The organism is Patulibacter ginsengiterrae (assembly GCF_056269115.1).
In genome coordinates, this window is the sequence record NZ_JBWDOG010000005.1 from 16,987 (window position 1) to 37,625 (window position 20,639).

Consider the following 20,639-nt stretch of genomic DNA (forward strand, 5'->3'; position numbering starts at 1 on the left):
CTAAGAGGACCGTGGTCCGCTTTGTTTCGGGATCTGGGCGACGACGGGGGGAATCCGGGCGCAGGCGATCTGGAAGCGGACTTCTTCCTAGGCCGCATGGGGTGGGCCCCATCAACGATGAGGCAGGCCCCATGCGACCCAGGAAGAAGTCCGCCTCGGTGTGGCGCGCCTCAATCTGGTGCGGCTCGTCTAGAGGCCCTCGATCTGGGGTGGCCCTTGATCTGGGGTGGCCCTTGATCTGGGGTGGCCCTTGATCTGGGGTGGCCCTCGATCTGGCTGGCGCTCGATCAGCTCGGCGCTTGATCTGGTCGGCGCTCGCTCGGGTTCGTGGGGCCGGAACGACGTGCGCCCCGCACGGAGGCGGGGCGCAGCGGCGAATCGTGTCGAAGCCGTCGTCTGGCGACGGCCGGGGCTCAGGCCTGGGCGGCCTCGACGGCCTCGGCGAGGCGGCGGACGCCCTCGTCGATCCGGTCGGCGGTGACCGCCGAGTAGGCCAGGCGGAAGGCGTTCTCGCCGCCCTCGACCAGGAAGTCGGTGCCCTTGACGATCTGGACGCCGCGGTCCGCGGCCTCCTTCGCGATCTTGGCGCAGTCGTGGCCCTCGCCGGCGGGCAGCTCGACCCAGAGGAAGTAGCCGCCCTCGGGGGCGACGAACGACGCCTGCGGCAGGTGCTTGCGCAGCGCCTCGCCGAGCGTGCTGGCCCGCTCCGCCAGCGCGCTCTTGACCGTCGCCAGCGCCTGCGGGAAGCGATCCCCGGACAGGAACTCGTAGACGATCCCCTGGGCGACCTGGTTCGGCGCGATGTAGGTGTTGGTCGCGCGGCGCTGGATCTTCGCGATCAGCGCCGGCGGCCCGACGAGGTACCCGACCCGGATCCCGGGGCAGACCGTCTTCGAGAACGAGCAGGCGTAGACGACGCGCTCCGCGCTCTCGTCCAGCTCGAGCATCCGCGGCAGCGGCTCGCCGGTGAAGCGGACGTCGACGTACGGGTCGTCCTCGAAGATCAGGAAGTCGTACTTCGCCGCCAGCTCCAGCAGCGCGTGGCGCTTCTCCAGCGACAGCGTCGAGCCGCCCGGGTTCTGGAAGTTGGGGATGATGTGCGCCAGCTTCGGGCGGAGCCCACCCTCGAGCGCGGTCCGCAGCTCGTCGATGTCGATCCCGTCGGCCTGGAGGCCGATCAGGCGGACGTCGGCGCCGCGCTCCTGGAGCCCCAGCAGCGTGCGGTCGTAGGTCGGGCGCTCGACGATCACCGCGTCGCCGCTGGCGACGACCTCGTCGAAGAGGAACGCGTCGGCCTGCATCGAGCCGTTGGTGACGAGCACGTGATCCTCGGGGACCCCGTGCTTCTCCGCGATCAGGCGCCGCAGCGGCAGGTAGCCGACCGAGGTGCCGTAGCCGGTGACGCCGGCCGGATCGTTCTCGAACGCGCGGACGGCAGCCTCCTTCAGGCCGTCGACGTCGACGATGTCAGCGGACGGTGCCCCGCGGGCGAAGGAGATGGAGTCGGCCATGGTTCGTCCTACTGTAAAGATCGGGATTGCCGGACGACCGGCGCGGTCGTAGCCTGGGTGGATGGCCGTGGCCGCCGCGCCGTTCGCAGTGCAGACCCTGCGCACCGGCGATGCCGGTCGCGGATGGGAGCTGCACACCCGCGATCCGGACCCCCGGCTGCGGGATGTCGTCGCCGGCGCCTACGAGGGCTACCGGGAGTGGGGCGGCGCGATCGAGCGGCGGGCGTTGCCGACGCTGGTGGTCCCGGTGATCCTCAGCTTCGGGCCGCGTTGGTGGATCGGCGGGGCCGACCAGCGGCCGGACGCGCGGAGCTCGTTCGTCGCCGGGGTCCACGACGCCTACGCCACCAACGCCTCGATCGACGGTGCCGACGGGATGCAGTGCAACCTGACGCCGTACGGGGCCGCTGCCGTCTTCGGCCTCCCGCTGCACGAGCTGGCCGGCCGGGTGGTCGACCTCGAGGCGCTGCTCGGGAGCGACGCCGAGCGGATGCTCGACGCGCTGGCGTCGGAGCCGACCTGGGCGCGGCGGTTCGCCCGGCTCGATCGGATCCTGCTGGGTCGGCTGGGGCGGTCGCCGGGCGGGCTGCCGGTGAACCGGGCGCTGTCGCGTAGCGGACTGGGCGGGAACGGGCTGCTGCGTACGCCGGAGGTCGCCCGGGCGTGGAACCGTCTCGTCGGCTCCGACGGTCGGATCACGGTGGCGGAGCTCGCACGGGACGTCGGCTGCAGTCGCAAGCACCTCGGCGTCCGCTTCCGCGAGCAGATCGGGCTCTCGCCGGGTCGCGTCGGCCGGGTGCTGCGGTTCGAGCGCGCGGTCGCCCTGCTCGTCGATCCCACGCTGCGGATCGGGGACGTCGCGCTCGCCTGTGGCTACTACGACCAGGCCCACCTGAACCGCGACATGCGGGCGATGAGCGGGATGACGCCGACGGCGTTCCGTGAGCAGCGGATGCCGTACGGCGGGATCGAGCTGGGGGAGTAGCGGCTCTCGGTCCGGTCCCGGTGCCTGCGGGTCCGCGTGGGGAACGGAGGCGACGTGGCGGGGGCGGGCGCGGTGGTCGTGGTCGCCACGGTGGGGCCGTGGCTCGGGGTGGACGATCGCGCGGGTGCCATCCGTCCAAGACACCCGCCCGGACCCGGCGTAGCGTCGGGTTCGACCGTTCCTTCCACGATCCCGGAGCCCATCATGAGCAACGATTCCCGTCCCACCGCCTACCCGATCCTGTGCTACCGCGACGCTCGGGCCGCGATCGAGTGGCTCGAGCGTGCGTTCGACTTCCGGCCGCGCGTGGTCCATGCCGGCCCGGACGGCACGGTCGGCCACGCCGAGCTCTCGGTCGGCAGCGGGATCGTGATGCTCGGCGCGACGACGCGGGACCTGCCCCGCGACGCGGAGGGCGACGCGCACTCGATCTACGTGGCGATCGACGACCCCGACGCGCACCACGATCGGGCCGTCGCGGCCGGGGCCGAGATCGTGCGCCAGCTCGTCGACCTCGACTACGGCTCACGCGACTACAGCGCGCGAGACCTCGAGGGGCGGCTGTGGAACTTCGGGACCTACCGGCCCGCTCCCGACGATCCGGCCTGAGCGCAACGGAGACGGCCCTGCGGTCCGCGTTAGTTGCGGGTTTGGGCCGAAGTGGCGGCCCCGTGCGACCCGTGCGTCAGGGGCCGAGACGGGCCCGCGGCGTCACCCCTGGGTCAGGAGCCGAAGCGGCGCCCGCGGGGGACGACCGGCTGCGGGGGCAGGGCCGGCGCGTCGGGTTCGAAGACCGTCAAGCGGGCACGGGCGATCTCGGCCGCCTCGGCCAGATCGGCGAGCGGGTGACGCGACGAGGGACGCGTGCGGCCTTCGAGGGCCGTCAACATCCCGGTGAAGTCCAGCGAACCGGGCACACGGAAAACTGTAGGCACGGCATCGGCGGAACCCCCATAGCACGCTTGAGGGATCCCGACTGTGTCGGATTTCCCTGGTAATCGGGCAGGAACGGCGATACGGGCGGCGACGGGCCGTGGGCGCGGCCTGGCTACGAGGGCGCTGCTCGCGCCGCTCGGCCGGCCGAAACGGCGATCGCAAGCGGCCCGGAGTCGTTCTCGTTGAGGTTGACCACCGTAGAGGTGGCAAACCTCAAAGAGAACGACTCCGTCGGTCCGGCGACGCCTCGCGGACTACGCCCGGCCTCGCGGACCACGCCCGGCCTCGCGGACCATGCCCGGCCTCGCGGACCATGCCCGGCCTCGCGGACCACGCCCGGCCTGCGGACCACGCCCGCACGCCCGGCCTGCGGACCCGCGCCGCGCCCGGCCCGCGTGCTGCGGACCGGGCGGCACCTCAGGGGCGGATCAGCCCTTGAGGATGTCGATCGCGATCTCCGCGACCTCGGTCGGGGTGCGCCCGACGCGCACGCCCTTGGCCTCCAGGGCCTCCGCCTTGGCGACGGCGGTGCCGGAGGACCCGGACACGATCGCGCCGGCGTGGCCCATCTGCTTGCCCTCGGGGGCGGTGAAGCCCGCGATGTAGCCGACGACCGGCTTCGTCACGTTGGCCGCGATGTACTCGGCGGCCTCCTCCTCGGCCGACCCGCCGATCTCGCCGGACAGCACGATCAGCTCGGTCTGGTCGTCCTTCTCGAACAGCTCGATGATGTCGACGAACGAGGAGCCCGGAACCGGGTCCCCGCCGATGCCGACGATCGAGGAGTTGCCGAAGCCGGCCTGGGCCAGCTCGTTGCCGATCTGGTAGGTCAGCGTGCCGGAGCGCGAGACCACGCCGACGTTGCCCTCCTTGAAGAACGACGCCGGGATGATGCCGACGTTCGCCTTGCCCGGCGAGAGGATGCCCGGGCAGTTCGGGCCGACGACCCGCGTGTTCGGGTAGTCGCGCTTGATCGTGTTGTAGAGCTTGAGCTCGTCGTGGGCGGGGATGCCCTCGGTGATGATCACGATCAGCTCGACGCCGGCCTCGGCGGCCTCGAGCGCCGACGCGGCCGCGAACGGCGGCGGCACGAAGATCATCGCCGTGTTGGCGCCGGCCTCGGCGACCGTGTCCTTCCACGAGCCGAAGACGGGGATCCCGTCGACGTTCTCGCCGGCCTTCTTCGGGTTGACGCCGCCGACGACGTTGGTGCCGTACTTGCGGTTGTTGAGCGTGTGGAACGAGCCCTCGCGACCGGTGATGCCGGCCGTGGCCATCCGCGTGTCGTTACCGACCAGAACCGACATCAGCTGTTCCCCTTCGCGGCGGCGACGACCATCTCGGCCGCCTCGTTCATCGTCTTCGCCGTCTGCACGTTGGGCAGCGCGGCCTTCTCGAGGATCTCGCGACCCAGGACGTCGTTCGTGCCGTCCAGGCGGACGACGAACGGCACCGTCGGCTTCAGGTCGGCGAACGCGGCGACCAGGCCGTTGGCGACCTCGTCACAGCGGGTGATGCCGCCGAAGATGTTGAAGAGGACGGCCTTGACGTTCTCGTTGGAGAGGATGATCTCCACGGCCTGCTTGACCTTGGCCGCGTCGGATCCGCCGCCGGCGTCGAGGAAGTTGGCCGGCTCGCCGCCGTGCTGGGCGACGACGTCGAGGGTGCTCATGACGAGCCCCGCGCCGTTGCCGAGGATCCCGATGTTGCCGTCGAGCTTGATGTAGACGACGCCCTCGTCGGCGGCCTTGACCTCGATCGGATCGAGGTTGGCCTTGTCGCCCAGCTCCGCGTGGTCCGGGTGACGGAACGCGGCGTTGCCGTCGAGCGAGACCTTCGCGTCGAGCGCCTTGACCTTGCGGTCGGGCGTGATGATCAGCGGGTTGATCTCGGCGAGGGAGGCGTCCTCCTCGATCCAGACCTTGTAGAGCGCGACCAGCGCGTCGGCGACGCCGTCGATGACGTCCGCGTCCGCCTTGCCCTTGGTCGCGATGTCGAGCGCCTGCTCCTTCGTCAGCCCGACGAGCGGGTCGACGTTCTGCTTGATGAGCTTCTCGGGGGTCTCCTCGGCGACGGTCTCGATCTCGACGCCGCCCTCCGTGGAGAACATCACGAGCGGCTTCTTGGCCGAGCGGTCGAGCAGGACCGAGGCGTAGTACTCCGTCTCGATGTCCGAGGCGTGCTCGATCCAGAGGGTCCGCGTGATGTGGCCCTTGATGTCGAGCCCGAGGATGTTGGTCGCGTGCTCGCGGGCCTCGTCCTCGTTCGAGGCGAGCTTGACGCCGCCGGCCTTGCCGCGCCCGCCCATCAAGACCTGGGCCTTGACGACGACGGGGTAGCCGATCTCGTTGGCGGCGGCGACGGCGTCGTCGACGGTCGTGACGGCCTTGCCGTCCGAAACGTCGAGGCCATGCCGCGCGAACAGCTGCTTGCCTTGGTACTCGAGCAGGTCCATGTGCGTTCCTGAGTCGTGGGGAGCGCGCGACGGTGTAGGCCGTACCGCAGTTCGGTACCGGTCGTTGGGTGTCGCGCTCTGCGTGACGCCGGCGCACCCTGTAACGGACGGTCGGCGACCTCGCGGGAGACTATTCCTCCGCCGTGGAGGACGCGTGTTCGTGCGATTTGCGGCGAAGTCCGGGGGTGTGCGGTGCCGCTCGTGCCCGGGGGACGAGCGGCACCGGCGATCTCGCCGTCGCCGCGGCGGGTCGGTGAGCCCTCGCGGCGGTGCCGATCGGTGGGGAGACGACGCCCTGATGGGCCCCGCCTCCCCACGGCGATGCGGTCGAGCTAGCGGACGCGGAGCCGGACCGACTTGGCGCGAACGCCGCCGATCTTGCTGTTGCCGCCCCAGCGCGCGCCGGCCGTCAGACGCTTGCTGCTGCCGAACCGCGCACCGTTCCGGAACGAGACGCGGACGGCGTAGCGGCAACGCTTGTCGAGCCGGACCCGCCGGGTCGAGATCGTGTTGCGGCCGGCGTGGATCTGCACCGAGACGACGCCGCCCTTGCCGCAGAGTGCGGCCGAGGCGCCCTTGGGCAGGGACAGCTGCCCGCTGAAGCGGAAGCGCCGGGCCCCGGTCAGGTCACCGTTCGGCGTCGCCTTCAGGGTCAGGCGCTTGGGCGCCACGCGCCGGGTCGGGGCCGGGACCTTCGGGACGACCGCGGCCGGCGGGGCGGCCTTCGGCGGCGCGACCGGCGCGGCCGGGGTCAGCTTGCGCTCGGCCTCGGCGGCGAGCGCCTCGACCTCGGCTGTGTCACGGCCCTGCGAGTAGACCTGCGTGATCGGCGTCGACTCGCCCGCCGGGACGTCACGCACGAACCGCGCGACGAACTGCGTGGAGGTCTGGAACAGCGCCCCGAACAGCGGGTCGACCACGAAGACGCCGCCGTCGGGGCGGCTGCCGAAGGTGATCGCGCCGTAGACCGAGCGGAGATCCTCCGGGCTCGGCGGCCCCTCGCCGCCCTGGCTCAGCATGCTGAACAGCGCGGGGAAGCGGCTGTAGACGGTGGAGGCGCCGGTCGGCGGGGCCGAGAGCGGGTCGGACTGCGCCTTCCGCTCCCAGTTCGCGCCCGACTCCCACGGCACGCGGAACTTCGGCGCGAGCGCCTCGTACAGCTCCTGCGGGTCGATCTCCGGGTCCTGCTCCCGCGTCAGCAGGCCGCGGACGCCGCCCGGCGTGGCGGCAGCGCGCTGGGCCGCCCGGACCAGCGGCGGGCACGAGAGCGGCGAGCACCCGTTGCTGCGGCCGTCGTACGCCAGGCCGAGGCCCTCCGAGTACAGGAGGTCGACCCGGTGGCCCTTGCCGTCGGTCGAGCGGTAGACGTCGGTCACCGTCGCCTGCTGGCCGTCGTGGTCCTGGACGATCGTGCGCTGGAGCTCGAGCCCGCTCGGCACGTAGCCGTTCTCGAGCACCTCGTCGTCGGGGTAGTCGCTCGGATCGGCCGCACGGTAGATCGGCTGGGTCTGGACGATGGTCTGCCCACCGGTCGTCGCGTCGACCGTTCGGGTGGTGACCGGGGCCGGCAGGCTGTCCTCGCCGCTGGTCGGCATGTAGATCTGGTCGCGGAGGTAGCCCCGGACGCCGTCGACGGTGACCGTCCCGCGGCTGTCGTTGTAGTGGGGCCAGAGCGAGCTGGTGCCGAGGAAGATCGGGTCGATCTCGACGCCGCGGTCGCCGGTCGGGCCACCGGTCACGGCACCGAGGTCGAGCGAGCCGATCCCGGGGATGCCAATCCCGCCGAACCCGATCGATCCGGCCGGGCCGAGCAGGAACGAGCCGCGCCGCTGGCCGCGGAAGGACTGGAACCGCAGCCCGTCGATCTCGTCGTCGTAGACCCCGGGGTTGTAGAAGCCGCCGAGCACGAGCGTCGGAGCGAACGGCCCCTCCTCGCCGAGCGGGGGGCCCTCCTCGCCCTCGTTCGGGCCCGCCAGGAGCAGCGTGTTGGTCGGCAGCGGCTGGGTGATCTCGGCGGTGAAGCGGCCGTCGGCACCAACCTCGACGGCCTCGGAGATCTGGAAGTAGCCGAGGGAGCCGAGCGCGGCGAGCGGCGAGTAGGCGTAGATGGCGACCTGGTCGTCCTCCGGCGTCTGGCCGTCGACGGTGGCGGTGCCACTGACGGTCAGTGTGGAGGGCTGGAGGAGGTTGGCGTTGTCGATGACGGTGTTGGCCGCCGGCGACGTGATCTGGGTCGCGGTGACCGCGGCGGAGGCTGGCGCCGGGAGCAGCGCGATCGCGCTGACGGTGGCGACCGACCAGGCGGCGACGGTGCTTCGGCGGCGACGTGGAACTGATGAATCCATGAGGAACCCTTCGCGGAAGACGGTGGGCGCGGCAGATTACCTGGTGTACACAGTTAGGCAAGGCGTTGGGGGGGCTTACGGCGTCGGCGGAGTCGTTGGAGGGGGTGCCCTGGCCGGGGAGGCGGGGCGGTCGGTGGGGATGGCGGAGGGCGGCGTTCCCGGCCGGCCAAGTGAGGGGCGCAACGGTCAGATTCGGCTGTGCGCAGCGACGGTTCGCCCTTGTATGGTCCGCCTCGATGTCCAATGCTTCGGTCCCCAACGACGTGGCCATCGAGGTCGAGGGTCTCGTCAAATCGTTCGGTGACGTGCACGCGCTCGCCGGCATCGACCTCTCGGCGCCGACCGGGTCCGTCCTGGGCGTGCTCGGTCCGAACGGTGCCGGGAAGACGACGGCGGTGCGGATCCTCACCACGCTGCTCAAGCCCGACGCCGGCACCGCCCGCGTGGCCGGGCTCGACGTGACCGACGATCCCGACGCGCTGCGGGCGAAGATCGGCCTGGCCGGGCAGTACGCCGCGGTCGACGAGTACCTGACCGGGGCCGAGAACCTGCGGATGGTCGGCCGGCTCTACCACCTCAGTGCGAAGGCGGCCCGGGTACGTGCCGACGAGCTGCTGGAGGAGTTCTCCCTGACCGACGCCGGCGACCGCGTCGCCAGCACCTACTCGGGCGGGATGCGCCGCCGGCTCGACCTCGCGGCGGCGCTCGTCGTGCGGCCGCCGGTGCTGTTCCTCGACGAGCCGACCACCGGCCTCGACCCCCGCAGCCGGCTCAGCCTCTGGGAGACGATCGAGGGCCGCGTCGCGGACGGGACCACCGTCCTGCTGACGACGCAATACCTCGACGAGGCCGACCGCCTGGCGGACCGGATCGCGGTGATCGACCACGGGCGGGTGATCGCGGAGGGGACCTCCGACGACCTCAAGGACCGCGTCGGCGGCGAGCGGCTGGAGGTGACCCTCGAAGATCCGGCCCAGGCCGGTGCCGCGCGCGAGGCGCTCGGCGTGCTCGTCGAGGGCGGGCCGGAGGCGATCAACGTCGACGGCGTCGCGGCCTCGGCGCCGTTGCGTGCGGACGCCGGGGGGATCGTGGTCGCGGTCCGACGGCTCGACGCGGCGGGCGTCGCGGTGGCCGACATCAGCATCCGCCGTCCGACCCTCGACGACGCCTTCCTGACCTTGACCGGGCACGCTGCCGAGGCTCCCGAGTCCGACGACGATGCGACCTCGAAGGACGCCGCATGAGCAGCCTCCGCTGGACCCTCTCCGACACGCTGATCCTCGCGGGACGGCAGCTGCGCCGGATTCCACGCCAACCCGATCTGCTGATCGGCTACACGGTCCAGCCGATCATGTTCGTGCTGCTGTTCCGCTACGTCTTCGGCGGCGCGATCGCGACCCCGGGCTACACGAGCTACGCGGACTTCCTGATCCCGGGCATCATCGTCCAGTCGATCGCCTTCGGCGGCTTCGTGACGGCGTTGGCGATCTCCGACGACATGAACAAGGGGCTGATCGACCGCTTCCGGTCGCTGCCGATGTCGCGGATCGCGGTGCTCTCCGGCCGGGCGGTGGCGGACATCGCCCTCAACGGCCTCCAGCTCGTGGTCCTGCTGACGGTCGGCCTGCTGGTCGGCTTCTCGTTCGGGACCAACGTCGGCATGGTCCTGCTCGGGATCATCCTGCTGCTCGGCCTCGGCTTCGCCTTCAGCTGGGTGTTCGCGCTGATCGGCCTCTCGGCGGGATCGGCGGAGACGTCGAACGCGATCGGCTTCACGGTGATCTTCCCGCTGACGTTCGCGTCGGGCGTCTTCGTGCCGCCGTCGACGATGCCCGACGGGCTGCGGCAGTTCGCCGAGGCGAACCCGTTCACGACCTTCGCCGACGCGACCCGGCACCTGTTCCTCGGGACGCCGGCCAACAGCGACGTCTGGGTCTCGTTCATCTGGATCATCGGGATCACCGTCGTGGCCGCGTTCTTCGCCGTCCGCCGGTACCGCTCGCTGACGAGCTAGGACCTGCTCCAGGATCAGTGGCTGTCCAGGGTGGTCGGTGACCGCGCAGGGTGCTGCCGGGGCCCGAGAGTCAGACTGGTGGTCTGACCGAGGGTTCGGGTGGTGATCCTGCGATGCGCCGACGGGCGCCCTGGGCGGCCGATCCTCCAGAAAGAGGTCCTTGACGGGGGCCGGTGAGGCGGGGCGCGCAGCAGCAGACGCCGTCTACCAGGCATAATCCGGGGGATGGCGCTTCCCAAGAAGATCGATTTCGTCACGATGGACGTGTACGGCACGCTGATCGACTGGGAAGCGGGCATCATCGAAGCCTTCACCAAGGAGGCGGGCAAGGACGGCTTCACGATCGATCGTGATCTGCTGATCCGCCTCTTCCACGAGAAGCACCGCGAGATCGCCGCCGGCAGCTACGAGCTGTACGCCGAGGTCCTCCGCCGGACCGCCCGCGAGGTCGCCGCCGAGATGGGCTGGGACGACCTTCGCCAGGAGCCCGCCCGCGCGAACTTCCTGCCCGACTCGGTCGAGCGTTGGCGTCCGTTCCGCGAGACGATGCCGCAGCTGCGCAAGCTCGGCAAGGAGTACCAGACCGGTCTGGTCTCCAACATCGACGACAAGCTGCTCGGCCTCACCCGCCGGCACATCCAGCACAACTTCGATCTTGTCGTGACCGCGCAGCAGGTCCGCTCCTACAAGCCGGACACCGCGCACTTCACCGAGATCGCCCGTCGCTACGGCGGCAAGAAGAACTGGGTCCACATCGCGTCCGGCTACTACGCCGACGTCGCCCCGTGCCTCAAGGCGAAGATCCCCGTGATCTGGATCAACCGTCACGGCGAGCAGCTCGAGAAGGGCGTCAAGCAGCCGACCGAAGAGGTCAAGACGCTGCTCGACGCGATCCGGCTGCTCGGCCTGAAGTAGGCCGGCCCCCGCCGCGGCTCCCGACTCCCCCTTCGCTTCCGTGCGTGCCCTCGCCGTCCACCCGGACGTCCTCGTCGTCGTCTCGCGCGTCTGGCAGACGACCGCGGCGATCGTGCGGGCGCCTGCGCCCGCCGAGCCGTCGGGGGCCGGCGGCCTGCGGGTCGGGCAGCACGGCGCGGGCGAGGCGCCGCTCGGTGGCGCCGCCGAGGCGGACGGTCCCGGCAACGGCGCCCGTGAGGCGTTCCTGATCGACTCGCCGGTCTACCCGGACGAGCTGGAGCTGACGGCCCAGGTCGCGGGGCAGGCCGGGTTCGCCGTCTCCGGGCTGCTGGCCACGCACGGGGACTGGGATCACCTGCTCGGGCGCCTGGCCTTCCCGAAGGCCGCGCTCGGGGTGGCCGAGACGACCGCGGCGCGGTTGACCGGCGAGACCGGCGATGCGGTCCGCAAGCTGCGGGCCTTCGACCGCGACCACTACGTCGCCGATCGCGCCCCGCTGGCGCTCGGTGAGCTGCAGTCGCTCCCGGTCCCCGGCAAGCTGGAGCTCGGCGCCGGTGGTCCCGGGTCCGAGCTGGAGCTGCACCCCGCCGACGGGCACACCCCCGACGGGATGGCGATCTGGGTCCCGTGGGCGCGGGTCCTGATCTGCGGCGACTACCTCTCGCCGGTCGAGATCCCGACCTGGCACGACAACGGCGGCTCGCGCTCCGCCTACCGGGCGACGCTCGACCGGCTCAAGCCGCTGGTCGACCAGGCCGACTGGGTCCTTCCCGGGCACGGCGGACCGATCGACGGCCAGCGCGCGCTGGCGATCTGGCGCGAGGACGTCGCCTACGTCGATCGCTACGCGATGCCGCTGGCCCGCAGCGACGCCCGCCAGAAGCAGCTGCACGCGGCGAACCAGGCCGCATCCCAGGGCTGACGGCGACCCCGACCCTCGGCGGCCGCCGACGCCCGCGGCTCAGTCGACGGCGCGGCGCTGGAAGCCGAGCAGGCCGAGCACGCCGAAGGTGCCGATGCTCACGACCAGCCCGGTCAGGATCGCCCAGGTGGCGAGGTGCTCCTGCGCACCGAAGGCCGCGCGCGAGCCCTCGCTGACGTAGGTCAGCGGGTTCACCAGCGTCACGATCTGGAACCACTGGAGGCTGTCGAGGGCCGCCCACGGGTAGAAGGTCGCCCCGGTGAACAGCAGCGGGGTCAGCACCACGGCGAAGACGATGTTGATCCGGTGCGGCGGGACGGCCGTACCGAGCACGAGGCCGAGGGTCGAGCCGGCGACCGCTCCGGCGGCGATCACCGCGACCAGCCCGAGCGGATGCGCGTTCGAGAGGTCGATCCCGCCGGGCAGGACCAGCTGACCGAGCGGCAGCAGCAGGATCGCGGCGACGATCGCCCGCATCGAGGCGTGGATCATCTTCTCGACCGCGACCGCCCAGACGGGCAGCGGGGCGAGCAGTCGATCCTCGATCTCCTTCGTGAAGGAGAAGTCGATCACCAGCGGGAAGGCCATGTTCTGGAGCGAGACGGTCACCGCCGTCATCGCCATGATCCCCGGCAGCAGCGAGGCGCCGTAGCTGCCCTGGGCGGCGCCGATCTCCGGCAGCACGCGGCCGAAGACGAAGAGGAAGAACAGCGGCTGGAGCAGCGCCTGGGCGAGGAAGCCGATCGGCTCGTGGCGGACCGTGACCCAGAGGTCGCGGCCGAGGATCGCCAGGAACGCGCGGCGGCGGGTGCCGGCCGCCGCGGGGACGGGCATCGCGTCGACGCCGGTCTCCGGCCGCGGCGCGTTGGTGGTGGCGGAGCTCATCGCAGCTCCCTTCCGGTCAGGTGGACGAAGACCTCTTCGAGCGAGCCCTCCAGGCGGTGGAGGTCGATCAGCTCGAGCCTGCCGTCGCGCAGGCTGACGGCGAGGTCGGCCGGGTCGGCGTCGCCGTAGCACCGGAGCGTGGTGCGGTCGTCGGCGGTGCCGACGGTCACGACCCGCTCGACCCCGGGCAGGCCCTCGACGACAGCGGTCGCGTCGACCGTCGCTCCGGGGTCACGCGGGGTCACGACCAGCTCGAGCCCGTGCTCGCTCGGCAGCAGCTTGCGCAGCCCGCGCGGGGTGTCGAGCGCGATCACCTTGCCGTGGTCGATGATCGCGATCCGGTCGCAGAGCTGGTCGGCCTCGGCCATGTCGTGGGTGGTCAGGATCAGCGTGGTGCCCTGCTCGCGCAGCTCGCGCATCGTGTCCCAGAGGAACAGCCGCGACTGCGGATCGAGCCCCGTCGTCGGCTCGTCCAGGATCAGGATCTGGGGCCGGTGCATCAGCGCCCGAGCGATCATCAGCCGCTGGGCCATCCCGCCGGAGTACTTGTCGACGCGGTCGCCCTCGCGGCCCTGCAACCCGACCTGGTCCATCAGCTCGAGCGCACGGGCCCGCCGCTCCTTGCGGCCGAACCCGAAGTAGCCGGCGTGGAAGGTCAGGTTCTCGAGCGCGCTGAGGCTGCGGTCGAGGTTGCTCCGCTGCGGCACCACGGCGAGCCGGAGCTTGACGGCGACCTCGTCCCGGGTGACGTCGAGCCCGTCGACCAGGACCCGTCCGCCGGTCGGCTTGACGCGGGTCGTGATCACCCCGATCGTCGTCGTCTTGCCCGCCCCGTTCGGCCCGAGCAGGCCGAAGATCTCGCCCTGAGCGACCCGGAAGTCGATCCCGGCGACCGCCTCGTTCTCGCTCGATCCGTAGCGCTTGCGGAGGCCCTCGACGACGATCGCGTCGCGCGCGGCCGGGGGCGGAGGACCGGCGCTGCCGGTGGTGCGGGAGACCTCGGTGTCGGTTGCCACATCCGACAGCCTAGGGAGGATCGAGGCCGGGTTCGGTCCGCGCCGCGAACCTGGCGCGTCGGCGCTTCGTGGGGGACCGGGCGGCGGTCGAAGCCGGTGGCGCGCTCCGTTGGCCACCGCCACGGCGGCCGACGGATCGCGCTCCGTCGCTCCACCGCTCGGCGCGACGTCCGGCCGCCTGTCGCCCGCGGCCCGCAGCCACGATCGCCGCTGCGTCACACTCGGAGGGATGGCTTCGTCGTCCGCCCCCGCGCCCTGGCGCCCGCTGCTCGACGCGGGTCGTGAGGACGAGCGGCTCGTGCGCGAGGCGTTCGAGGGACCGCGCCCCGGGCGGGTCGCGCCGATCCCGGACGGCCTCCACCCGGAGCTGCGCGCGGCGCTCGCGCGGCGCGGGATCGAGCAGCTCTACGCGCACCAGGCGGCCGCGCTGGCCGTCCCCGAGCGGCAGCCGTTCGTCGTCACGACGGGGACCGCGTCGGGGAAGTCGCTGGCCTTCCAGCTGCCGGCGATCGACCTGCTGCTGCGGGACCCGCGCGCGCGGGCGCTGTTCCTCTACCCGACCAAGGCGCTGGCCCAGGACCAGGCGCGGTCGTTGGCCTCGTTCGGCCTCCCGCGGCGGCTGCGGGTGGCGATCTACGACGGCGATACCCCGCGCGAGGCGCGCAAGGACGTCCGCCGCCACGCCAACGTCGTCCTCACCAACCCGGACATGCTGCATGTCGGGATCCTCCCCCGGCCCGACCTCTGGGGCGAGCTGCTGGCCCACCTCCGGGTGGTGGTGATCGACGAGGCGCACGTCTACCGCGGGGTCTTCGGATCGCACGTCTCCAACGTCCTGCGGCGGCTGCGACGGCTGAGCGAGCGCCACCAGGCCGTTCCGGCGTCGAGCCTCGGGCGGACCCTGTCGGGCGGGGTCGACCTGCGCCGCGTGCGGCGGGCGGGCGAGGTCGCGGCGAGCGGCGGGGTGGCGGGGTCGGGGGCTGATGCGGGGGCGGGGTCGGGGGCTGATGCGGGGGCGGGCGCGGGGGCTGATGCGGATGCGGGCGCGGGTCCTGATGCGGATTTGGGGCCTATAGAGCCGCAAAGCCGCATCAGCCCGGAGGCGCAGTGGGTCGGGCCGCGGTTTCTGCTGGCGACGGCCACGATCGCCAACCCGCGCGAGCACGTCGAGGCGCTGACCGGCCTGGAGGACGTCGCGCTGATCGACGAGGACGGCTCGCCCGGCGGCAGCCGCCAGATCGCGATGTGGAACCCGCCGCTGTTCGATCCGGACGACGATCCCCATGCGGTCGCCGCGCGGGTGCGGGCCGAGGGCGCGCAGATGGCGGTCGCCGACGCGGCCTCGGGGGCCCAGGTCGGCGACGCTGCTCCCGCCGTCCCCGAGGAGGAGGCCGAACCGTTCGGGGACGGCTCGGCGGCCCACAATCCCGAGCCCGGCCGGTTGGCGGAGGGCGACGACCTCGACGAGATCGTCGCCGCGTCGCGTCCGTCCGTCGACGGTGAAGCCCCGGACGACGACCGCGAGACCGACGGCGAGCGGCCCACCGAGGACGACGAGCGGCCTGACGACGACCCGGTCCCCGATCAGGCCGAACCGTCCCACGACGACGCCGGTCCGCCGCTCAACCCCGACGCCGAGCTGCTCGACGCGTCCGAGCTGATCGCGGGCCGGACCCGCCGCTCGGCGCTGAGCGAGGCGGCCGAGATGCTGGCCGACCTGGTCGAGGCCGGGTCGCGGACGATCTGCTTCATCCGCAGCCGCAAGGGCGTCGAGGTCGTCGCCCAGATGGCCGCCGACGAGCTCGAGGAGCGCGGCCGCAAGGACCTGGCCCGGACCGTGATCGGCTACCGCGCCGGCTACACCAGCGGCCAACGGCACGAGCTGGAGCAGCGGCTGGTCGACGGCGAGGTCCGCTGCGTCGTCACCACCACCGCGCTCGAGCTGGGGATCGACATCGGCGAGCTCGACGCCTCGGTCGTCGTCACGTTCCCGGGTACGGTCGCCTCGCTGCGGCAGATGTGGGGACGGGCCGGGCGCCGCGGGACGGGCCTCGCCGTCTACATCGCGGGCGAGGACGCGCTCGACCAGTTCTTCTGCCGCCATCCCGACCAGTTCCTCGACCGTCCCGTCGAGGCGGCGATCCTCCAGCACGAGAACGAGCCGATCCACCTCGCGCATCTGCTCTGCGCGGCCTACGAGGCGCCGCTCGACGAGCGTGACGCGGCGACCCTCGGGCCGCGCTGGCGCGCGCACGCGGAGGAGCTCGTCCGGCGGGGCGGGCTGCGCGAGCGGGGCGGGGCGTTCCGGCCGGTCGGTGGCGACGGCTTCCCCGCGGGCGAGGTGGCGCTGCGCAGCGCGTCGAGCCAGCGGGTCGTGATCGTCGACGGCACCACCGGCGAGGAGATCGGCCACGTCGAGCAGGACAAGGCCCCGGCGACCGTCCACGAGGGTGCGGTCTACCTGCACCTCGGGCAGCAGTACGAGGTCGTCGGCCTGGACCTGGAGTCGGGCTTCGCCGTCGTCGAGCCGTTCGCGGGCAACTGGTGGACCGAGCCGAAGCGCGAGATCGAGGTCCTGTTCGAGACGCTGCTCGACCAGCGCGAGGTCGTGACCGCCTCCGGCCTGGTGGTGCCGCTGAGCTTCGGTCGGGTGACGGTCACCGACACCGTGCTCGCCTACCAGCGGCGCAAGGCCCGCTCGGGCGAGATCATCGATCTGCGGACCGTCGACCTGCCGTCGGTGTCGTTCGAGACCGAGGCGGTCTGGTACGAGCCGGGCGGCCTGATCCACGGTGGCGGAGTCCCGGGGTCGGCCCTGCCGGCAGAGGGGTTGACCGCCGACGCGGCGGCGCTGACGCCGTTCCCGACCGAGCACGTGCTCGGATCGCTGCACGCGGCCGAGCACGCCCAGATCGCGGTCCTGCCGCTGCTGGCGATGTGCGACCGCTGGGACGTCGGCGGGCTCTCGACGAACCTGCATCCGCAGACGGCCGGGCCGGCGATCATCGTCTACGAGGGCCACGTCGGCGGGGTCGGGATCGCGCGCCAGGGGTTCCTCCGCTTCGAGGAGTGGGCCGACGACGCGCGCCGGCTGATCGCGGAGTGCCCGTGCGAGTCGGGTTGCCCCTCGTGCGTGCAGTCGCCGAAGTGCGGGAACCTCAACGAGCCGCTGCACAAGGCCGGCGCGCTGGAGCTGCTGGACCGGCTCGACGGCGGCGCGGGTCGTCGCTGACGGTCGGCCGGGCCGCGGGGGTCGCCAATCGCGTCGATTCGCGGTCAATCGCGTGCAGGATTCCGCGAACTTGCAGCGAAGCTACGCGTTTCTGCAGCTTCGCTCCGAGAAAGCTGCAACGAAGCTGTAGCTGCTCGTCGTAGCGGTCACGACCGGGCAAGCTCACCGAGCCATGTCGCGGGCAACCCATCCACAGACCACGGTGCGCAGCACCCGGTCCGTGAAGACGGCAGCGGTTCTTCTTGCCGCCGTAACCCTGCCGTGCATCGTCGGCGGCGTCTGTGCCTCGGCTGTCCAAGCCGAGACACAGACGCCGACCGCGATCGCGACGGCCCGCAGCGGCGGGCTGTCGCAAGCCGCGACCAGCGCCGTGCCGCCGACCTCCACCGACGGCACACCGCCCGTACCCGACCAGGTGCCTGACGCCCCGGCTCGGGTGCGGGCGAAGGTGACCCGGTTCGCGATCTCGACCTCGACCTGGACGGCCGGCTCCACGCCGCCGAAGATCGACATGCGGATCGACGCGAGCCGCGCGACCGCCGCGCGGGTCCAGGTCCGGATCGAGGACCGCTCCACCGACCGGATCGTCGCCCGGCAGTCCTTCGGCGTCGTCCGCTCCGGCGTCGACGTCCAGCAGCGCGTGACCACGCGCCTGGCGAAGCGCGCCGGCTCCTACCGTCTGCGCCTGATCGTGCGCGACGCCACCGGCCACGAGCTCCGCGGGCGCGTCCGCAGCCTGCGGGTCGAGACGCGCTCGACCCCCAAGAGCACCCCGACCCCCAAGAGCACCCCGACCCCCAAGAGCACCCCGACCCCCAAGAGCACCCCGGCCCCGGAGGCCCCGAAGCCCCCCGCTGCCGTCGGCGGCTACGTCTTCCCCGTCCAGGGCGCCTGCAACTTCCGCTCGCTGGCCGCCCAGCGCTTCCACGCCGGCCGCGACGGGGGCGGGCGTCAGCACAACGGCCAGGACATCGGCACCTTCGACGGCTTCCCGCCGGTGGTGGCCGTGACCAACGCGACCGTGGCCAGCGTCGCCTACGACGACGGCGGGGGCGGCTGGACGATCGTCTTCGACGGCGACGACGGGATCGCCTACGGGTACCTGCACCTGAAGCCGGGCACGATCGTCGTGGCGGTGGGCCAGCGCGTCACGGCGGGCCAGCAGGTCGCCAACGCCGGCCAGTCCGGCGGCGACTACGACCCGCACCTGCACTTCGAGATGCGCCCGAGCCCGTGGGACCAGAACCGGGGCAAGGCCGTCGACCCGATGCCGCTGCTGCAGAAGCTGCCGAACTCCTGCGAGGGGTAGGCGGGGGCGGACGAACGCCCGTTTCGGGCCGCGGCCGGACGGTCTTCGGGGCGGCTGCACGAGGCCCCGTGGGGGCGAGCGGTCACGGCGAGCGCAGGCACGGTACTCTGAACGACCTCGGCGAGATAGCTCAGCTGGTAGAGCACACGACTGAAAATCGTGGTGTCCCGGGTTCGAGTCCCGGTCTCGCCATACGTAAGAAAGCCCCGGAGATCGGGGCTTTTTTCATGTCTACGGGACCGTAAGGTCGGGAGCGTCTACGCGTCAGTAGGCGGGTTCGTGGCCGAAACCCGGCGGATTCGGCTTGCTTCGGGCGTCGATCGGGCCGCGAGAACGGCTTTCTAGAGCCTTGGCTTTGCTCTCCGGTCGTGGTCCCGGCTCCCGGGCGCCGCGCCGGCGATGATCTGGCCGTCGCGCTGCAGAGTCACGCCCAGGCGTCGATCGCGCCGTACAGGTACCCGCGGCGGGTCGCGTTCATCGATGAGCTGCCGAAGACGCCGACCGGAAAGGTCCAGCGCTTCCGCCTGCGCGAGCTCGATCGACCGGCCGTGGAAGCCGACTGAGCCGGGTCCGTCGTCGCGGCCGACCGCAGCCTGCTGAGCCACTCGAGGCCTAGTCGGTCCCGCCATTCGCGGCTCGGCCGCACGACGGGCGGCTCGTCGCGCGCGGGGGCGCCGACGACAAGGCCGACGTGATGCTCGGGTCCACGCGCTCGAGGCGCTGCGCTCGTATCCGCGCGAGAGCCGTGACTATTCTCTGCCGATGGTGCACTCGAGGGACGCGATGGTGACGGGCGCGGTCGCGCGGACGGCACGTCGGGGACCCTGGCCGATCCGGGTCGGGGTGATCGGCCTCGGCTTCATCGGGAGCGAGCTGGCGCGGCGTATCGTCGCCGCTCCGGAGCTGGGGCTCGAGCTGGCCTTCGTCCACGACGAGGATCCCGCGAAGCTCGCGGAGTGGTCGGCCGACCAGGCTCTCGCTGTGCTCTCCGACCTCGATGGCACCGCCGTCGACCTCGTCGTCGAGTGCGCTTCGCCGACGGTCGTGGCGGCGCACGGCGCTGCGCTCCTTGCCGTCGCCGACTTCATGATCCTGTCGGTCACGGCGCTCGCGGACGACAGCCTCTCCGCGGCGCTGTCCGCCGCCGCCGAGGCGGCCGGTACTCGGCTCCTCGTGCCGCACGGCGCGCTCATCGGCGCCGACGGACTGCGTGAGCGCGCGGCCTCCTGGCGTGAGGTGACCATCACCTTCCGCAAGCATCCGGACCACATCGGCGGCGTGCCCGCCGACGTGCTCGCGGGGGGCCGGCCGGTGACGCTGTACGACGGGCCGGTCCGGGAGGCAGCGCGGCGCTACCCGCACAACGTCAACGCCATGGTCACGTGCGCGCTGGCGAGCATCGGACTCGACCGCTGCCGCGGGATCCTCGTCGCCGACCCGACGCTGCACGAGCTCGTCGCGGAGGTCCGCGCCGTCGGTGAGGACGGATCGGTCCTGGAGATCGTGAAGCGGCAGCCCGGAGTGGGCGTGTCGGGCACCGAGATGCCCGACACGGTGCTGCATTCGGTGCTCGTGGCGACCGACCGGTCGCCGGGCATCGCGATCGTCTAGACGGTGCCGGTCGGCTCGTCGGCCTCGGTCCAGAGTGCGGGCTCGTCGGCCGTCATGAGCTTCAGGCACTTGACGAAGAGCGGGCGCAGCTCCTCGGGCAGCGGAGCGAGGATCTCGTCCATGAGCCGTGCGTTGTGCGGCAGGACGCGAGCCAGTAGCTCGGTGGTCTCGGGGGTGGCGAAGACCGCCCACGCGCGGCCGTCGGTCGCCGATCGCTCGCGCCGGAGAAGCCCGCGGGTCACGAGGCGCGGCACCATCTCGGCCGCGGTGTTGCGGTCGACCGCGATGCGCTCGGCAAGGTCGGCGACGGTCGACCCGGGGTTCTGGTGGCTGGCGAGCACGAGCGCCAGCTGGCGCGGGGTCAACTCACCGGTGTCCATGATCCGCGCGAACAGGCCCTCGGCCCGCGCATGGGCGCGGCGCAGCAGGAACGAGACGCTCTCTTCGAGGTCGAAGCCCTCTAGGAGCACGTCGTGCGGGGCGTTCATGCGGACATCCTCTCG

General features: G+C 72.1%; 19 protein-coding genes and 1 tRNA gene. 11 read left to right on the plus strand and 9 right to left on the minus strand.

The features are described from left to right. Positions 1-413: 413 nt before the first annotated feature. Complete coding sequence (locus ACVUH9_RS09220) at positions 414-1,511, minus strand: aminotransferase-like domain-containing protein (protein WP_475756147.1); 1,098 nt, start codon at positions 1,509-1,511, stop codon at positions 414-416. Between the two features lie 61 nt (positions 1,512-1,572). Between ACVUH9_RS09220 and ACVUH9_RS09225 the strand changes: the two genes are divergently transcribed. Next, entirely contained in the window at positions 1,573-2,496 is a 924-nt protein-coding gene (locus ACVUH9_RS09225) for a helix-turn-helix domain-containing protein (RefSeq protein WP_475756149.1), read from the plus strand. 204 nt (positions 2,497-2,700) lie between these two features. Continuing rightward, complete coding sequence (locus ACVUH9_RS09230; RefSeq protein WP_475756151.1) at positions 2,701-3,105, plus strand: VOC family protein; 405 nt, start codon at positions 2,701-2,703, stop codon at positions 3,103-3,105. Between the two features lie 113 nt (positions 3,106-3,218). On the opposite strand, the gene ACVUH9_RS09235 is transcribed toward ACVUH9_RS09230, so the two are convergent. From ACVUH9_RS09235 to ACVUH9_RS09250, 4 genes are all read right to left on the minus strand, one after another. Then, positions 3,219-3,413: a hypothetical protein gene (locus ACVUH9_RS09235; protein ID WP_475756152.1), complete on the minus strand. Its 195-nt coding sequence runs from the start codon at positions 3,411-3,413 to the stop codon at positions 3,219-3,221. 447 nt (positions 3,414-3,860) lie between these two features. Beyond that, positions 3,861-4,739: a succinate--CoA ligase subunit alpha gene (sucD, locus tag ACVUH9_RS09240; protein ID WP_475756154.1), complete on the minus strand. Its 879-nt coding sequence runs from the start codon at positions 4,737-4,739 to the stop codon at positions 3,861-3,863. After that, a complete protein-coding gene (sucC, locus tag ACVUH9_RS09245; protein WP_475756156.1) occupies positions 4,739-5,887 on the minus strand; it encodes an ADP-forming succinate--CoA ligase subunit beta in 1,149 nt (382 codons plus the stop codon). The genes sucD and sucC overlap by 1 nt, the downstream gene beginning before the upstream one ends. A 332-nt stretch (positions 5,888-6,219) precedes the next feature. Then, positions 6,220-8,232 carry a hypothetical protein gene (locus ACVUH9_RS09250; RefSeq protein WP_475756158.1) on the minus strand — a complete coding sequence of 671 codons (2,013 nt, stop codon included), beginning with the start codon at positions 8,230-8,232 and terminating at the stop codon, positions 6,220-6,222. A gap of 236 nt (positions 8,233-8,468) precedes the next feature. Here ACVUH9_RS09250 and ACVUH9_RS09255 point away from each other — a divergent pair, with 236 nt between their 5' ends. From ACVUH9_RS09255 to ACVUH9_RS09270, 4 genes are all read left to right on the plus strand, one after another. Beyond that, positions 8,469-9,476, plus strand: a complete 1,008-nt coding sequence (locus ACVUH9_RS09255) for an ATP-binding cassette domain-containing protein (protein WP_475756160.1) — start codon at positions 8,469-8,471, stop codon at positions 9,474-9,476. Beyond that, positions 9,473-10,246, plus strand: coding sequence for an ABC transporter permease (locus ACVUH9_RS09260; protein WP_475756162.1), 774 nt, complete (start codon positions 9,473-9,475; stop codon positions 10,244-10,246). The genes ACVUH9_RS09255 and ACVUH9_RS09260 overlap by 4 nt, the downstream gene beginning before the upstream one ends. Positions 10,247-10,471: 225 nt before the next feature. Further along, positions 10,472-11,161: an HAD hydrolase-like protein gene (locus ACVUH9_RS09265; RefSeq protein ID WP_475756164.1), complete on the plus strand. Its 690-nt coding sequence runs from the start codon at positions 10,472-10,474 to the stop codon at positions 11,159-11,161. Positions 11,162-11,201: 40 nt separating this feature from the next. Beyond that, complete coding sequence (locus ACVUH9_RS09270; RefSeq protein ID WP_475756166.1) at positions 11,202-12,083, plus strand: MBL fold metallo-hydrolase; 882 nt, start codon at positions 11,202-11,204, stop codon at positions 12,081-12,083. Positions 12,084-12,122: 39 nt separating this feature from the next. Here the strand turns inward: ACVUH9_RS09270 and ACVUH9_RS09275 are convergent, their stop codons facing one another. Beyond that, positions 12,123-12,968, minus strand: coding sequence for an ABC transporter permease (locus ACVUH9_RS09275; RefSeq protein ID WP_475756168.1), 846 nt, complete (start codon positions 12,966-12,968; stop codon positions 12,123-12,125). Next, entirely contained in the window at positions 12,965-13,984 is a 1,020-nt protein-coding gene (locus ACVUH9_RS09280; protein ID WP_475756170.1) for an ABC transporter ATP-binding protein, read from the minus strand. The genes ACVUH9_RS09275 and ACVUH9_RS09280 overlap by 4 nt, the downstream gene beginning before the upstream one ends. Positions 13,985-14,213: 229 nt before the next feature. Between ACVUH9_RS09280 and ACVUH9_RS09285 the strand changes: the two genes are divergently transcribed. Beyond that, positions 14,214-17,216: a DEAD/DEAH box helicase gene (locus tag ACVUH9_RS09285; protein WP_475756172.1), complete on the plus strand. Its 3,003-nt coding sequence runs from the start codon at positions 14,214-14,216 to the stop codon at positions 17,214-17,216. A gap of 162 nt (positions 17,217-17,378) precedes the next feature. Here the strand turns inward: ACVUH9_RS09285 and ACVUH9_RS09290 are convergent, their stop codons facing one another. Beyond that, entirely contained in the window at positions 17,379-17,729 is a 351-nt protein-coding gene (locus ACVUH9_RS09290; protein ID WP_475756174.1) for a hypothetical protein, read from the minus strand. On the opposite strand from ACVUH9_RS09290, the gene ACVUH9_RS09295 reads away from it, so the two are divergent. The 4 genes from ACVUH9_RS09295 to ACVUH9_RS09310 all read left to right on the plus strand — a co-directional run bounded on the left by ACVUH9_RS09295 (position 17,728) and on the right by ACVUH9_RS09310 (position 20,136). Beyond that, positions 17,728-18,525, plus strand: a complete 798-nt coding sequence (locus tag ACVUH9_RS09295) for a M23 family metallopeptidase (RefSeq protein ID WP_475756176.1) — start codon at positions 17,728-17,730, stop codon at positions 18,523-18,525. The two genes, ACVUH9_RS09290 and ACVUH9_RS09295, sit on opposite strands and share 2 nt — an antisense overlap. Positions 18,526-18,644: 119 nt before the next feature. Then, positions 18,645-18,717, plus strand: a tRNA-Phe gene (locus tag ACVUH9_RS09300). A gap of 176 nt (positions 18,718-18,893) precedes the next feature. After that, positions 18,894-19,088 carry an AMP-binding enzyme gene (locus ACVUH9_RS09305; protein ID WP_475756178.1) on the plus strand — a complete coding sequence of 65 codons (195 nt, stop codon included), beginning with the start codon at positions 18,894-18,896 and terminating at the stop codon, positions 19,086-19,088. A 199-nt stretch (positions 19,089-19,287) separates the two neighbouring features. Next, positions 19,288-20,136, plus strand: a complete 849-nt coding sequence (locus tag ACVUH9_RS09310) for an aspartate dehydrogenase domain-containing protein (protein WP_475756180.1) — start codon at positions 19,288-19,290, stop codon at positions 20,134-20,136. On the opposite strand, the gene ACVUH9_RS09315 is transcribed toward ACVUH9_RS09310, so the two are convergent. Next, positions 20,133-20,624 carry a MarR family winged helix-turn-helix transcriptional regulator gene (locus ACVUH9_RS09315; protein ID WP_475756182.1) on the minus strand — a complete coding sequence of 164 codons (492 nt, stop codon included), beginning with the start codon at positions 20,622-20,624 and terminating at the stop codon, positions 20,133-20,135. The two genes, ACVUH9_RS09310 and ACVUH9_RS09315, sit on opposite strands and share 4 nt — an antisense overlap. Between the last annotated feature and the right edge of the window lie 15 nt (positions 20,625-20,639).